Source organism: Rhodococcus sp. FG69 (assembly GCF_057808915.1).
In genome coordinates this window covers 12,964-27,550 of the sequence record NZ_JBMDIX010000007.1, presented here as the reverse complement: position 1 = coordinate 27,550, position 14,587 = coordinate 12,964, and the positions used below count along the sequence as shown (strand labels likewise).

The window sequence follows — 14,587 nt, the reverse complement described above, 5'->3', positions numbered from 1 at the left end:
GTCGGCGGACGAATCGCGCTCACGTCAGATAACGATCGGTTCCTGCGAAGTACTCGCGGGCGGCGACGTCGCTGCCGTCTTCGAGACGGACGCGCTCGATCACGAGCGCACGGTTGCCGCCCTTCCACGCATCCGGACCACACACGACCGCGACACCGTTGCCGTCGTCGATCGTGATGCGGCCGGGTGTTCCGCCGTACCGCGTGTTCGATACCGACGCCTGCAGCACACGCAGTCGTGTCCCCTCGTGTATCGCAAACGCATTGGGATACGGATCGGACTGTGCTCGCACGAGTCGCTCGATGGCGTCGGCAGGCCACGTGAAGTCGATGTGACTCTCGTCGTCGGAACGCTTGTGAAAGTACGTGGCCTGCGAGAGATCCTGCTCGACTCGCTCGACCGATCCGGACGAAATCTTGTCGAGCGCATGCAGAACCAGAGGCTCGATGATGTCCACGGTTCGGTGGAACAGGTCCGCCGTGGTGTCCTTCGCTCCCACCGACACTGCCTGCTGCGCGACGATCGGCCCGGTGTCGAGCGAATCGTCCATCAGGTGCGCCGTCACGCCGACGTGTGTCTCGCCGTTGATGAGTGCCCAGATCAGCGGCGAGAAGCCCGCATACTTCGGCAACAAGGAATCGTGGATGTTGAGCGTCCCGAATCGCGGCGCGTCGTAGATCTCCTTCGGCAACCACGTCCGCCAGTTGTTCGCGACGATGATATCGGCGTCCGCGTCACGGACGGCATCGATCAACGCCTGATCGGGCTTCTTGGCCAGTACGACGGGAATTCCGTTGTCCCGAGCCAGATCTTCGACCGAGTCGTTCCACATCTGCTCGTACGGATGGTCGCTCGGCGGGTGCGTCACGGCCAGCACTACTTCGTGCTTGCCCCCGAGCAGAGCCGACAAGGTCCGGTGCCCCCAGGTCTGGTAACCGAAAGTGATGATGCGCACAGTGATTCCTTTTCCTCTCGACAAGTTCGCGTGATCAGCCGGCGAGAACTGAATCGGCCATCTTGTGCGTGTACAGCGAATCGACGAGTTCGCCGGAGCGAACTGCGATGTTCGACAGCAACGACGACGTGAGGCCGTGTGAGTGCTCGGTGCCGCCCTGCAGATACACGCCACCGCGAATGTCACCGGTGGTACGCAGCCGGTAGTCACGCTCGAGTTCCGGAGTGCCGTCGGAGTTGAACGTGAACTCCTCTGCCAGCGGACCGAGGATTGCGGGCAGGTCGAGAGTGCGGAATCCGGTCGCGAACACGACTGCATCGCAATGGATCTGCTCGACGGTGCCGGTCGGACGATGCCGGATCGACACCTTCACGCCTTCCGCGGTTTCATTCAGCTCGGCGATCTCGGACGCACCGTGTACGAACAGACGCCGCTTCCCGGTGACGCGTTCGTTGTACTCGCGTTCGTAGAGCTTCTCGATCAGCGGGAGGTCGACGGCAGAGTAATTGGTGCTGCGGTGATAGTTGATCAACTGCTCACGAAGCTCGGGAGTCGACTGGTAGAAGTCGTCCACGGCTTCGGGGTCGAACACGCGGTTGGCGTACGGGCTGTCGTCGGCTGGGCTGTAGCCGTACTTGCCGAAGACAGCGTGCACCTCGGAGTCCGGGTACCGCTCGTGCAGATGCGCGACGACCTCGGCGGCACTCTGGCCGGCCCCGACGACGGCGAACGACCGCTGCTGCACTTCCGGCAGCTCGTCGAGGTGCTCGAGTACTCGGTGGTTGTGAAAGAGTCGTGTGCTGGCCGCAACGCCGTCGGGCAGCTTCGCGGTGAGTCCGCCCGCGAGGACGACGTTGCGAGCGCGAAGGACGTCACCCGAGTCGGTGGTGACCTCGAACTGGGTTCCGTTCCAGATCACGCCCGTTGCGCGGGTGCCGTAGAGAACGTCGGCGTCGACCTTGTCTGCCGCCCACTCCAGGTAGTCGTGGAACTCGAGGCGCGACGGAAAGAAGGTCTGCAAGTTGATGAAGTGTGTGAGCCGCCCGCGATGTGCGAGGTAGTTCAGGAACGTGTACTCGCTCGCTGCATTTCGCTGCGTCGCGAGATCCTTCAAGAACGAGATCTGCATGGTCGTGCCAGGCAACAACATTCCCGGATGCCATCTGAATTCCGGCTGCTTTTCGATGAATCGCGCAGTCAGCTGCTCGCCTGCGGAGACGGTTCGATTGTGCTCCTCGAGCGCAACGGCCAGCCCGAGGTTGGACGGTCCGAAACCGACCCCAACGATGTCCGTTTCTTCGTCGAAATTGCTAGACATTGCCCACCTTGATCGTCGCTCACGTTAAGACACCCTTAGTTCGACGCAAGCTTAGGGCATGCAAACCTAATAGCAAATAGGTTCGTTGCGAACGATTTCGCAGACCGATCGGTACGGTCGTGTTCGTTGTTCTACTGACGCAGGGCAGCACCGAGTTCCGCCGCCTTCGCGTCGAGTTCCTCCCGCCGCGGCGACGTCGGCCTCGCGCGCAAACCGAAACCGTCGCCCGTCGTCCTCGGAATCACGTGAAGATGGACGTGGAAGATTTCCTGGCCCGCCACTTCCCCGTCGGCGAGGAAGAAATTGACTCCAGCGCACCGCGGGTCGGTGGCGCGGAGCGCAGCTGCGATCTTCTGCCCGACGACGAACAGGTGGCCGCCGGTGTCGGGATCGAGTTCGGACAGGCTGCGGGCTTGCTGTCGCGGCACGACGAGAACGTGGCCGCGCGTGAACGGTCTGATGTCCATGAACGCGACAGCCATCTCGTCCTCGTACACCAGGCTGGATTCGGCGTTCCCGGCGATGATCTCGGCAAATATCGTGTACGGATTCATATGTAGAGAGTCTAAGGCTGCACTGCGTCACCCGTGGCCCACGACTAAGGTCTGCCCATGGGCATATTGGGAGGCGTTCTCTTCGACATCGACGGCGTACTGGTCACGTCGTGGAAGCCCGTCCCGGGGGCCGCAGAGACGCTCGAGTTCCTCGACAGCAAAGATATCGCGCGGGCGTTTCTGACCAACACCACGTCCAAGACCCGCGCCCAGATCGCCGACGCGCTGACCGAAGTCGGCATGCCCGTGCACGCCGACGAAATCATCACGGCGGCATCGCTCACCGCCGACTATCTGCGCGAAACGTATCCGGGGGCGAAGACGGTGCTCATCAACAACGGAGATATCGCGGGCGACATGCCAGGGATCGAGTTCGTCGAGGAGTCGGGTGACGACCCGGATGTCGTCGTCGTCGGCGGCGCAGGGCCCGAGTTCACCCATGAGCGGCTCAGTCGCGTCTACGACTGGCTGTGCCGCGGGATCCCCGTCGTCGCCATGCACCGCAGTCTGATGTGGACGACCGGAGCCGGATTGCGAATCGACACCGGCATGTATCTCGCCGGAATGGAGAAGGCGTCCGGGCACAAGGCGAGGGCGATCGGAAAGCCTGCGCCACTCGGCTTTCAGGCCGCGGCCGAGCGAATGGGAGTCGACCCGGTGGATGTGGTGATGGTCGGCGACGACCTGGACAACGATGTTCTCGCCGCCCAGGTCGTCGGCATGACCGGAGTACTCGTCCGTACCGGAAAGTTTCAGCAGGACGTTCTCGACCGCCGCGCGAAACAGGAATTCGGGCTACAGCCGAGTCATGTCATCGACTCGGTGGCGACGTTGCCTGAGGTGCTTCGCATCCGCGGGTGAGGGGTGCTTCGCATCCGCGGGTGAGGGGTGCTTCGCATCCGCGGGTGACGCCCCTGCGCACACAGTTCAGAGAATCGGCGACGGTGTGTACCTTGCCCCCGACGGGAACTGGCTGACGAGTGTCTCGACCTCCGACACGACCGCTGCGACCTGCGCCTCGGCCGAGCCGATGAACGCTGACTTGTCGGCCAGTGCCGCGTCGAGTCCGGCGCGGTCGAGCGGGATGCGCTCGTCTGCAGCGAGCCTGTCGAGCAAGTCCGGCTCCTGGCCCTGCTCGCGCATCGCCAGTGCAACAGCGACTGCATGCTCCTTGATGGCCTCGTGCGCGGTCTCGCGGCCGACTCCCGCGCGCACCGATGCCATCAACACCTTGGTCGTCGCGAGGAAGGGCAGGTAGCGCTGCAGTTCCTTCGCGATCACAGCCGGGTAGGCGCCGAACTCGTCGAGGACGGTCAGGAACGTCTCGATCATGCCGTCGATCGCGAAGAAGGCGTCGGGAAGTGCGACGCGCCGGACGACCGAGCAGAACACGTCGCCCTCGTTCCACTGCGCGCCCGCGAGTTCTGCTGCCATCGATCCGTACCCGCGGAGAATGACCTGAAGACCGTTGACTCGTTCACACGAGCGGGTGTTCATCTTGTGCGGCATCGCCGAGGATCCGACCTGACCGGCCTGGAAGCCTTCGGTCACCAACTCGTGGCCGGCCATCAGGCGAACGGTGTGCGCGAACGACGACGGCCCGGCACCGACCTGGACCAGCGCGGAGACCACCTCGTGGTCGAGCGAGCGCGGGTACACCTGGCCGACGCTGGTGAGCACGTGACGGAACCCGAGGTGATCGGCAACAATTCGCTCGAGTGCGGTGAGCTTGGCCGAGTCACCGTCGAACAGGTCGAGCATGTCCTGCGCGGTACCCATCGGCCCCTTGATTCCGCGGAGCGGGTAACGCGCGATGAGTTCCTGCAGCCGCGCCAACGCGAGCAACAGTTCGTCCGCGGCCGAGGCGAACCGCTTGCCGAGCGTCGTCGCCTGCGCCGCGACGTTGTGGCTACGTCCGGCCATGACCAGCGAGGAGTATTCGGCGGCGCGTTCGGCCAACCGGGCAGCGACGGCGACGCCGTGTGCGTGCACGTGTTCGAGCGACCGCACGATCTGCAGTTGCTCGACGTTCTCGGTCAGGTCACGGCTCGTCAGTCCCTTGTGGATGTGCTCGTGGCCCGCGAGCGCGTTGAACTCCTCGATCCGCGCTTTGACGTCGTGGCGGGTCACCCGCTCGCGCTCGGCGATCGATGCGAGGTCGACCTGATCGATGACTCGTTCGTAGTCGGCCACAGCACCGGAGGGCACATCGACGCCCAGGCTGGACTGCGCTTTCAGGACGGCGATCCACAGCTGGCGTTCGAGGACGATCTTGTGTTCCGGAGACCACAGGTCCACCAGCTCGGGGCTTGCATAACGGGTGGCAAGGACATTCGGAATGGTCACAGGTATCCAGTTTACGTGCCGTACGACTGGGCCGGCGCGACGACGTCCAACACTTCGAGCAGCATGCTCTTCGCCATGGCTCGCGGCGCCGGATCGACCTCGCCGAGCGCACCCACGACTGCACCGTCGACGACCGCGACCAGCCTGCGCAGTTGTTGCTCCTCCACGATCCGGCCCGATCGACGCAACACGTCCGTCAAGAGGTCGTCGATCTGCGCGCGCAGTCGCAGCTGGACCTCGCGCAATTGCGGATGCCGTGCGGACGCGATGAACCGCTCGTACCGCGCGATGAGCTTTTCCCGTCCCTCGCCCTGGCCGTCCTCGGGGCCGATCAACAGATCGACGATCAACAGCGCCGTCGACTCCACATCGTGTGCCAGGTCCTGCAGTTCGTCGATGCGCCCACGCATGACCACGAGCTCACGGTTTCCGAGCACCTCGACAGCACAGGCGATGAGGTCGTCGAGGGACTCGAAATAGTAGGTCGTGGAGGCCAAGGGCAGTCCGGCCCTCGTTGCGACAGCTCGATGCCTGACGGCGTCGAAACCGCCCTCGACCAGCAGATCCGCTGCCGCGCATGCCAAAGCATGCCGTCGGCGCTCCCCTTTCGGAGTCGCGCCCGACACCTTGGTAGGCGAGTCGGCCGATCCTGTTGACATTCGCACTATGGTGCCAGCCCGGGTCGATTCGTCTGAGGTAAACGGCCCTTTCACCCGTGTGGAATCGTGAACTATATGAACAACCGAACAATCGATCTTCGCTCGGATACCGTCACCCGCCCCGATGCCGCGATGCGGAAGGCGATGGCACACGCCGAGGTCGGTGACGACGTTCTCGACCGAGACCCGACGATGGCGGCGCTGGAGGAGCGGGTGGCGGCCACCCTCGGCTATGACGCCGCCCTGTGGGTTCCGAGCGGCTCGATGGGCAACATCATTGCGCTGATGATCCACCTGCGGCGCGGCGACGCCTTCCTCGCGCCGGAGCATGCACACGTCCTCGGCTCCGAACTCGGGACCGCCGCGTGGCTCGCGCAGGGCATGCCGCAGGTGCTCCCCCACGACGCCGGACCTGGCCGTCCGACGCCGTCCGCCGTCGCAGCAGCCGCTGGCGCCGGCCCGTATTTCACATTGTCGACCACGCTGCTGTGCCTGGAGAACACCCACAACTTCGCCGGCGGAGCCGTATTCGACGTGGCCGAGTGGAACGGTTTGCTCGGCGCGGCCCGGGAGGCGAATCTGCTGGTGCACCTCGACGGTGCGAGGGTGTGGAACGCCGCGGTCGCGTTGGGTGTCCCGGTGTCGGATCTGACCCGAGGCGCGGACACCGTTCAGGTGTGCCTGAGCAAGGGCCTCGGTGCACCTGTCGGATCGATGTTGGCAAGCGACAGCAGCCGCATCACCGAGGCCAGACGGATCCGCAAGATGCTCGGCGGCGGCGTCAGGCAAGGCGGGATCCTCGCTGCTGCAGGGTTGCTCGCCCTGGACAACGTCGATTCACTTGCCGACGATCATGCCAATGCACGACTGCTGGCCGACGGCTTGCGCGAGCGTGGATGGAGCGTCGAACAACCGCAGACCAACATCGTGCTCGCCGACGGCCCATTGACCGTCGCCGAATTGGCGACACTCGGGATCGCAGCCGTCACGGTCACCGGCAGGACTCGATTCGTCACGCACCGAGACGTGTCGGAAGTCGATATCGAAGAAGCGCTGGCGCGGCTGGGAGGCGCGTAGCTACTTGGTTTCGCGCTCCGGGGAGGCCAGTACCGGCCCTAGCCTCACCAGCGCTTCCCGGATGTCGGCCGTCGACCCTGCGAACGAGAACCGCACCGTGTGGTGCCCGTGCACGGTGTCGAAATCGACGCCGGGAGCAAGGGCGACGCCCGTCGTGGCGAGCACCTGTTCGCACCAGGCACGCGAGTCCTGTGTCAGATGCCCGATGTCGGCGTACGCATAGAACGCCCCGTCGGCAGGTGCGAGATCGGTGACACCGGCGGCGGTCAGTCCGTCGAGCAGGATCTGGCGGTTGACGGCGTATCTGCGGACGTGGCTTTCGAGTTCTGCCCGCGATTCCTCGGTGAATGCTGCGATGGCCGCGACCTGTGAGATCGCGGGCGGGCACACCGTCATGTTCGACGCGAGCCGTTCCACGGCACGGTGCAGGTGCTGCGGAAGCAGAATCCAGCCGAGCCGCCAACCCGTCATCGAAAAGTACTTCGACACGGAGCCGATCACCACCGAGCGCTTCGACGTCTCCCACGCACTCGACGTCTCCGCGCCACTGGTCTGACTGTCGCTGTAGGAGATTCCATGGTAGATCTCGTCGGAGATCAACAGGGTGCCGTTGGTCTCGCACCAGCGCGCGATCGCGGCGAGCTCGTCCGCGTCGATGATGGTGCCGGTCGGGTTTGCCGGGCTGGCGATGATCAGTCCCTTCGGCGGTTCCGGCAAGGCGTCGAGCATCCGTACGGTCGGCTGGAATCGCGACTCGGTGCCGCAGTCGAGCTCGACCACTCGACAACCCAACGCAGCCAACGTATTCCGATATGCCGGATAGCCGGGCCTCGCCATGACGACGGTATCGCCCACGTCGAACGCAGCGAGAAAGAGCAGCGTGAACGCGCCCGAGGACCCGGTAGTGACCACTACGTCGTCCGCGGTGACGTCGACCCCCGATTCCTCCGAATGGTAACGAGCGATTGCCTGCCGAAGTGGCAGGATGCCCAGCGTCTCGGTATAGCCGAGCAGGTGCGCGTCGAGAGCATCTCTCGTGGCCTGCAGAACCGGTGCCGGAGCCGAGGTCGACGGTTGACCTGCCGCAAGCGACAACACATCCCCGTGGGTGCGCGTACGTACCGCAGCAGCTTTGAACACGTCCATCACATGGAACGGTTCGATCCTGGACCTGTTCGACGCTGCTCTGTTCCACTCGGTGACCACTCTGTCGAGGCTATCGGAGCGTGGAACACTGGAACGATGCCCGACACCACATTGCCCACGCCGCATCCGACTGCGAACGACATCGCCGACGCGCTCGACGCACTGCGGTCGTCGACGCCGCTGGTGCAGTCACTGACGAACGTGGTGTCCGCGAACTTCGTGACCAACGTTCTGCTCGCAGCGGGGGCGAGCAATGCCCACATCGACAACGTCCACGAGGCCGCTGGATTCGCGGCGATAGCGTCCGGAGTCCTGGTCAACCTCGGCACTCCGGACGACGGCACTGCGGCGGCATTCACACTCGCCGCCGAATCGGCAACGACTTCGGGCACACCGTGGGTTCTCGATCCGGTGGGTGTCGGCGGACTGCCGTGGCGAACGGAGCTCGCGGCAGGTCTCCTGACCCAGCGCCCGACGGCCATCAGGGGAAATGCGTCGGAGATCATCGCGCTCGCCGGGCTCGGCAACTTCGGGCGGGGCGTCGACAGCTCCTCGGAATCGGCGGGCGCGCTCCCCGCTGCGGTTGCGCTCCTCGAGTTCGCGCAGGTGGTCTCGGCCTCGGGCGCGATCGACTACATCGTCGGGCGCGGCGAATCAGGCACTGTCGGAGTACGCGTGCTGGGCGGCAGTCCACTGTTGACCAAGGTGACGGCGACGGGATGTGCACTCGGCGGGCTCGCGGCGGCCTACCTCGCCGTGACGCCGACCTCGTTGCTCGGCCTCACCGCCGCGCACACGCATGTCGCTGTTGCATCCGAACTGGCACAACGCAACTCGTCGGGCCCCGGATCGTTCGCGGTGGCCTTCCTCGATGCGCTCGCCGCGGTCTCCCTCGACGACATCCGAGCCCAGGCTCGCATCGAACGCCTCGATTTGCGATGACAATTATCCACAGGCGCTGAGTTATCCACAGATATTGTTTCGGGCCCCCAGAGGGTGTGAAGTCCGAGCATTGTTCTCGGCATGGGGGTCTACACACGTATGCAGTTGGAAGAAGCCGGGATTGCGCGATCGAGTCTGACACGCCGACTTCGCAGCGGCGCGCTGGTCAGGCTGTTGCCCGGTGTGTATTCCGACCCTGAACCCAGCTACATCGAGCTCTGTGCTGCGGTTCGCCTCTGGCGAGAAGATGCGGTGCTGAGCCACGCAACTGCGGCATATCTATGGGAGCTGCTCGACGACATCCCCTCGATCGTTCATGCGACCGTCCCTCGTTCGGTCCGGGCCGGCGGTGCAGACTGGCTTACCCTTCACCGTCGCACGGTGGCAACGACCGAACGCCACGGACTTCCAGTTGTCTCGGTGACACAGTGCTTCGTCGATGTCGCATCGACACTCAGCGGCCTCGAATTGGAGCAATTCTTCGACTGGAACATCGGGACAAAGGTGTCGTGGCGGGCGGTAGCGGACCAGTGCGACGTGGCCAAGAAGATGAAGGGGATGACCGAAGTCCGTCGGCAGCTGCTGTTGTGCTGCCCAGGGACACTGTCCGAGCCGGAGCGTCTCGTCGCCCGCGCCCTGTTGGCGAGAGGAATTCGAATGGAGATCAACGCTCGCATCGGCCACTACGTCGGTGACCTTGTCTGCCATCGGGCCCGCGTCGACGTCGAGATCGATGGACGAAAGTTTCACAGCGCACCGTTTGCCTTCGACAACGACCGCGTACGTCAGAACTGGATGCTTCTCAGCGATTGGTTGGTACTGAGGTTCTCCGCGGCGAGCGTCTACAGAAATGTGGATCAAGTCGCCGACCAGATCGCCGACGTAGTTCGGCGTCGTAGGAAGAACAGGCGTGCATAGAGCTCCATTCTTCGGCGATATTTACGGGATCCCGTAAATATCGCCGAAGAATGGAGCAAAATTCACGGGTTCTACAGTGAGATGCGACCTTCCACGGCCGCCAACCCGATGTCGGTGCGGAAATGGCTGCCAGGCAAGCGGATCGGCTCGATCTTTCGATATGCATCCGCCCGAGCCGCAGCGAGATCCGAACCGACTCCCACGACGCTGAGTACCCTTCCACCGGCCGAGACCACTGCACCGTCCTTCAGCGCCGTTCCTGCGTGCAGCACACCGTCGGCATCGGCACCGGTGATCGCATCACCGGTGCGCGGACGACCGGGGTAGTTCTCTGCGGCGAGGACGACGGTCACGGCCGCGCCGTCTTTCCACTGCAGCGGCGCCAGCGAACTCAGCGTTCCGGTAGCGGTGGCATGCAGTGCTTCTCCGAGAGGAGACTCGAGCAGCGCCAACACTGCTTGCGTCTCCGGATCGCCGAAGCGGCAGTTGAATTCGACCACGGCTGGGCCCTGTGCGCCGATCGCGAGCCCTGCATAGAGCAGCCCGGAGAACGGGCATGAACGCTTGACCATCTCGGCCGCGACGGGCTCGACCACCTCGCGGACGATCTGTGCGACGACCTCGGCCGGTAGCCACGGCAACGGGGTGTACGCACCCATGCCGCCGGTGTTCGGTCCGGTGTCTCCATCGCCGACGCGCTTGTGGTCCTGCGCGGGGAGGAGCGGAACGACGGTCTCGCCGTCGACGAGGCAGAACAGCGATACCTCGGGTCCGTCGAGGAACGACTCGAGCAGTACGGGGTGACCGGTTTCGAGAAGTTCGGCGGCATGGTCGCGGGCTGCCAAGCGATCGGTGGTGACCACGACGCCCTTGCCTGCGGCGAGACCGTCGTCCTTGACGACCCAGTTCGGCCCGAATCGGTCGAGGGCCTCGTCGAGCTTGGCCGGTGTGTCGACGATCTCGCTGTGCGCTGTGCGCACACCCGCCGCAGCCATGACGTCCTTGGCGAACGCTTTCGAGCCCTCGATGCGAGCTGCGGCGGCCGACGGACCGAACGTGGCGATGCCTGCCTGGCGAAGCGAATCGGCGACGCCGAGCACGAGAGGAACCTCGGGCCCGATGATCACCAGGTCCGCTTCGAGCTTGCGTGCCAGCTCGGTGACGGCGTCACCGGACGCGACGTCGACGGGATGCTGCTCGGCGAGCTTCGCCGTGCCTGCATTCCCGGGGGCCACCAGCAGCGTGCTGACCGACGGGTCCTTGCTCAACGCAAGAAGGAGGGCGTGCTCACGAGCACCTGAACCTATGACGAGTACGCGCACAGTGCATCAGACTATCGGCAAAGACCCGTCGCGATGAAACACTGGGTCAGCTCAGCTCGTACATCGTGACTCCGTCGACCGTGATCGGCGAGTAGTTCGCGGTGACCCACTCGGAGATCTCGGCGGCAGTGCCCTCACTGCTACCGCCCATCGATGCGCCGGCGATGAAGTAGTGGATCTCGCCCTGTTCCACGTATTCCTTGAATTGCTCCAACGTCGGTGACGGGTCGGTGCCGTTGAAGCCACCGATCGGCATGACGGGTTCCTCGGTCGCGAGCTGGTACCCGGAGGCACTGTTGGAGCCGATCGCGGCGGCTACCCAGGTGTACGAGTCTGCGTCGGCCTCGAGCAACGAGGTAATCGCTTCGGTGGGTTCGCTGCCGCTGAGCAGTCCGCCTGCCGCGCCACCCATACCGCCACCCATTGGCCCGTCTGCACCAGGTGCGCCGCCGCCGGGTGCGGTAGGCATCCGACCGGGTGCGCCCTGACCGTCCGGCATACGTCCACCACCGGGCATACCTCCCATCCCGGGACCCATTCGTGTCGACGGTCCCGCCGAGACGATGGAACCGGTGTGCGGAGTGTCGATCGTGTCGACGGCATAGGCCGTCGGACCGGCCAAGCCTGCGAACATCACTGCCAGGACCGTGGCGACCGCGAGCTTGCCGCGTGTCATTGCCGGGATCAGGAGAAGAACTGCACCGATCACTCCGACGACGAGTACCGTCCAGCGCAGCCACGGAACGAAATCGGCGCTGCGACCCAACAGAACCCATGCCATTGCCACCGCGGCGATCGTCGCCACGGCAAGGCCGATGCGCACCCAGTACCGATCACGGTGACGCCAGGCCAGCACGCTGCCTGCGCCGATCAGCGCCGCAACAGCTGGCGCGAGGGCAACTGTGTAGTAGGAGTGGAAGATGCCGGCCATGAAGCTGAACACCAACCCGGTGACGAGCAGCCACAGACCCCACACGGCCAATGCGGCGCGTTGCGGATCGGTGCGAGCGACCCGTCCACGCAACACCACACCGAGCACCAACAGAATCAGCGCCGACGGAATCAGCCAGGCGATCTGGCCGCCCTGGGAGGCGTCGAACATGCGGCCGATGCCGGTTTCACCCCAGATCCCGCCCATTCCCGCACCGCCTGCACCGCCCGCACCCATTCCGTCGGCCATACCTTCTGCCACGCCGCGGCCGCCACCGCCCGGCGTGACGCTGCCGGTTTCGTCACCGTTGAGGCGACCGAGGCCGTTGTAGCCGAGTGTCAGTTCCAGAATGGAGTTGTCCTGCGATCCACCGATCCACGGCCGCGACGACGTAGGCCACAGCTCGACGGCCAGAAGCCACCAACCGGCCGCCACGATCGCAGCTCCCAGCGAGGCGACCAGTTGCACGAGGCGCTTCGACAGCTTCGGCGGACCCGCGAAGAGGTACATCAGTGCGATCGGCGGGATGACCAGCATGACCTGCAGCTGCTTGGTCAGGAACCCGAACCCGACGAGTACCCCGGTGAGTACCAGCCAGCGGGTTCGCCCGTCCTCGACGGCTCGCATGGAGGCCCATACTGCAGCGATCATGAGGAGTACGAGCAAGGCGTCGGGGTTGTTGAAGCGGAACATCAGTGCGGCAACGGGGGTGAGGGCCAGTGCGAGGCCCGCGAGAAGCCCTGCTGGAGCTCCGAATTGACGCTTGATCGTCGCCCACAACAACGCAACGGACCCGACGCCCAGCAACGCCTGCGGAATCAGCATCGCCCATGAACTCAGTCCGAAGATTCGAACCGACAGTGACATCAGCCAGAGCGACATCGGCGGTTTGTCGACGGTGATCGAGTTGGCCGCGTCGGACGATCCGAAGAAGAATGCCTTCCACGACACCGAACCAGCCTGTACTGCAGCGGAGTAGAACGAATTGGCCCAACCCGAAGCGCCGAGGCCCCAGATGTAAGCGACGGCCGTGCCGACGAGCAACGCTGCGAGTGCGATCCATTCCCATGTCCTGTTGCTGCGAGGTGCGGGTGCTGCGGCCTCGGACTGCCGTTCCATCAACGTCGTCACTGCTGAATTGCCTCTTTGTTCCGGAACACCCAGCGGAGAGCCACGAATCGACACACTGTGGCAACGAGATTGGCGACGACGAGCACGGCGAGTTCGATATGGTGCGACGCGTCCGGCAACACTGTATGGAGGACCACGAGCGAACCACTGGTGATGAGCAGCGCGAATCCGAACACGATCAAGCCCTGCATTTGGTGCTTACCCGCGTCTTGCGAACCCCGGACCCCGAAGGTGAACGCCCGGTTCGCTGCAGTGTTCAGCACTGCAGTGATGAGCAGCCCCAGGAAGTTCGCGGCCTGCGCTCCGACCGTCGGTTGCAGAATCAGATAGAGCAACGCGTACGCGATGGTGCTGGCGATCCCGACGATGCCGAATCGGACCAACTGTCCGACCATCCCGTGCGGTACTCCGGCCACGAGCGGCTCCCGTCCCAGACTTCTGCGTAGTTCAGCGACGGGCAGTTCACCCGTGGCAAGTGCGCGCCCGACGCGCCAGCACCCTTGAAGATCCTTGACCGCGGTGTCGACGATGTTGACGCTGCTGTCCGGGTCATCGACCCAGTCGACCGGCACCTCGTGAATACGCAGGCCGGCCTTCTCCGCGATGACGAGCAGTTCGGTGTCGAAGAACCAGCCGGTGTCCTGCACGAGCGGGAGGAGTTCACGCGCAACATCGGTGCGCATCGCCTTGAAGCCGCACTGGGCGTCGGAGAACCGTGCTTGAAGCGAGGCACGCAGAATCAGGTTGTAGCTGCGGGAGATGAACTCACGCTTCGCGCCACGGACGACGCGCGACGATCGAGCGAGCCGTGAACCGATCGCGAGGTCGGAGTGTCCCGACATCAGAGGGGCGATCAGCGGCATGAGCGCGTTGAGGTCAGTGGAGAGGTCGACGTCCATGTACGCGACGACGTCGGCATCGGAGGCGAGCCAGACGGCCTTCAGTGCCCGCCCTCGCCCCTTCTCCTCGAGGTGATGCACCCGAACGCCGTCGATCTCCGCGGCCAGTCGCTGCGCGACAGCAAGGGTGCCGTCGGTGCTCGCGTTGTCGGCGATGGTGATCTGCGACTGAAGAGGAATGTTGTCGTCGAGGTGGGCGTGAAGTCGGCGAATGCACTGCTCGAGGTCGGCTTCCTCGTTGTAGACCGGAATGACCACCTCGAGCGTGGCCGTGTTGCCGGAGCGCGAGCCGGTCCGGCGGCCGCCTGCTTTCAGTAGCGAGTTCGATGTCATGGCTCAAGATTGGTGCCCCTACCTGCTACGGTCCTGCGTCCATGCTGGCAGTTACC

The 14,587-nt window shown here is 64.5% G+C and carries 13 protein-coding genes; 4 read left to right on the top strand and 9 right to left on the bottom strand.

The window, feature by feature from the left end:
- Positions 1-19 precede the first annotated feature (19 nt).
- The 3 genes from ACODSO_RS07650 to ACODSO_RS07640 form a co-directional block, all read right to left on the bottom strand.
- Positions 20-955, bottom strand: a complete 936-nt coding sequence (locus tag ACODSO_RS07650; RefSeq protein ID WP_489036211.1) for a methionyl-tRNA formyltransferase — start codon at positions 953-955, stop codon at positions 20-22.
- A gap of 34 nt (positions 956-989) precedes the next feature.
- Positions 990-2,273 carry a lysine N(6)-hydroxylase/L-ornithine N(5)-oxygenase family protein gene (locus ACODSO_RS07645; RefSeq protein ID WP_489036210.1) on the bottom strand — a complete coding sequence of 428 codons (1,284 nt, stop codon included), beginning with the start codon at positions 2,271-2,273 and terminating at the stop codon, positions 990-992.
- A 131-nt stretch (positions 2,274-2,404) separates the two neighbouring features.
- Positions 2,405-2,827: an HIT family protein gene (locus ACODSO_RS07640; protein ID WP_068370520.1), complete on the bottom strand. Its 423-nt coding sequence runs from the start codon at positions 2,825-2,827 to the stop codon at positions 2,405-2,407.
- 57 nt (positions 2,828-2,884) lie between these two features.
- On the opposite strand from ACODSO_RS07640, the gene ACODSO_RS07635 reads away from it, so the two are divergent.
- Positions 2,885-3,688: an HAD-IIA family hydrolase gene (locus ACODSO_RS07635; RefSeq protein WP_489036208.1), complete on the top strand. Its 804-nt coding sequence runs from the start codon at positions 2,885-2,887 to the stop codon at positions 3,686-3,688.
- A gap of 66 nt (positions 3,689-3,754) precedes the next feature.
- On the opposite strand, the gene purB is transcribed toward ACODSO_RS07635, so the two are convergent.
- Together purB and ACODSO_RS07625 are read right to left on the bottom strand one after the other, a co-directional pair.
- Complete coding sequence (purB, locus tag ACODSO_RS07630) at positions 3,755-5,173, bottom strand: adenylosuccinate lyase (RefSeq protein ID WP_489036207.1); 1,419 nt, start codon at positions 5,171-5,173, stop codon at positions 3,755-3,757.
- A gap of 11 nt (positions 5,174-5,184) precedes the next feature.
- Complete coding sequence (locus ACODSO_RS07625; protein WP_197480628.1) at positions 5,185-5,832, bottom strand: TetR/AcrR family transcriptional regulator; 648 nt, start codon at positions 5,830-5,832, stop codon at positions 5,185-5,187.
- A gap of 75 nt (positions 5,833-5,907) precedes the next feature.
- Between ACODSO_RS07625 and ACODSO_RS07620 the strand changes: the two genes are divergently transcribed.
- Positions 5,908-6,909 carry a threonine aldolase family protein gene (locus tag ACODSO_RS07620; RefSeq protein WP_489036205.1) on the top strand — a complete coding sequence of 334 codons (1,002 nt, stop codon included), beginning with the start codon at positions 5,908-5,910 and terminating at the stop codon, positions 6,907-6,909.
- Here ACODSO_RS07620 and ACODSO_RS07615 read toward each other — a convergent pair whose 3' ends face one another.
- Positions 6,910-8,055 (bottom strand): aminotransferase class I/II-fold pyridoxal phosphate-dependent enzyme, encoded by a 1,146-nt coding sequence (locus ACODSO_RS07615; protein WP_489036352.1) that lies wholly within the window; start codon positions 8,053-8,055, stop codon positions 6,910-6,912.
- Between the two features lie 96 nt (positions 8,056-8,151).
- Between ACODSO_RS07615 and thiM the strand changes: the two genes are divergently transcribed.
- Both thiM and ACODSO_RS07605 read left to right on the top strand, forming a co-directional pair.
- Complete coding sequence (thiM, locus tag ACODSO_RS07610; RefSeq protein WP_489036204.1) at positions 8,152-8,997, top strand: hydroxyethylthiazole kinase; 846 nt, start codon at positions 8,152-8,154, stop codon at positions 8,995-8,997.
- 81 nt (positions 8,998-9,078) lie between these two features.
- Entirely contained in the window at positions 9,079-9,915 is an 837-nt protein-coding gene (locus ACODSO_RS07605; RefSeq protein WP_489036203.1) for a DUF559 domain-containing protein, read from the top strand.
- A gap of 71 nt (positions 9,916-9,986) precedes the next feature.
- Here the strand turns inward: ACODSO_RS07605 and purD are convergent, their stop codons facing one another.
- Genes purD through ACODSO_RS07590 form a run of 3 tightly spaced genes read right to left on the bottom strand, consistent with a single transcriptional unit; the run spans position 9,987 to position 14,531 of the window.
- Positions 9,987-11,237, bottom strand: coding sequence for a phosphoribosylamine--glycine ligase (purD, locus tag ACODSO_RS07600; RefSeq protein ID WP_489036202.1), 1,251 nt, complete (start codon positions 11,235-11,237; stop codon positions 9,987-9,989).
- A 46-nt stretch (positions 11,238-11,283) separates the two neighbouring features.
- Positions 11,284-13,299 carry a glycosyltransferase family 39 protein gene (locus tag ACODSO_RS07595; protein WP_489036200.1) on the bottom strand — a complete coding sequence of 672 codons (2,016 nt, stop codon included), beginning with the start codon at positions 13,297-13,299 and terminating at the stop codon, positions 11,284-11,286.
- Positions 13,296-14,531: a bifunctional glycosyltransferase family 2/GtrA family protein gene (locus ACODSO_RS07590; protein WP_489036199.1), complete on the bottom strand. Its 1,236-nt coding sequence runs from the start codon at positions 14,529-14,531 to the stop codon at positions 13,296-13,298. Before ACODSO_RS07590 ends, ACODSO_RS07595 begins: the two co-directional genes overlap by 4 nt.
- Positions 14,532-14,587: the final 56 nt, after the last annotated feature.

Bases quoted from the DNA above. Each gene is read 5' to 3' on its own strand.
- ACODSO_RS07645 (WP_489036210.1), bottom strand. From the start codon at position 2,273: ATGTCTAGCAATTTCGACGAAGAAACGGACATCGTTGGGGTCGGTTTC.
- ACODSO_RS07640 (WP_068370520.1), bottom strand. From the start codon at position 2,827: ATGAATCCGTACACGATATTTGCCGAGATCATCGCCGGGAACGCCGAA.
- ACODSO_RS07635 (WP_489036208.1), top strand. From the start codon at position 2,885: ATGGGCATATTGGGAGGCGTTCTCTTCGACATCGACGGCGTACTGGTC.
- ACODSO_RS07625 (WP_197480628.1), bottom strand. From the start codon at position 5,832: ATGTCAACAGGATCGGCCGACTCGCCTACCAAGGTGTCGGGCGCGACT.
- ACODSO_RS07620 (WP_489036205.1), top strand. From the start codon at position 5,908: ATGAACAACCGAACAATCGATCTTCGCTCGGATACCGTCACCCGCCCC.
- ACODSO_RS07615 (WP_489036352.1), bottom strand. From the start codon at position 8,055: ATGGACGTGTTCAAAGCTGCTGCGGTACGTACGCGCACCCACGGGGAT.
- thiM (WP_489036204.1), top strand. From the start codon at position 8,152: ATGCCCGACACCACATTGCCCACGCCGCATCCGACTGCGAACGACATC.
- ACODSO_RS07605 (WP_489036203.1), top strand. From the start codon at position 9,079: ATGGGGGTCTACACACGTATGCAGTTGGAAGAAGCCGGGATTGCGCGA.
- ACODSO_RS07590 (WP_489036199.1), bottom strand. From the start codon at position 14,531: ATGACATCGAACTCGCTACTGAAAGCAGGCGGCCGCCGGACCGGCTCG.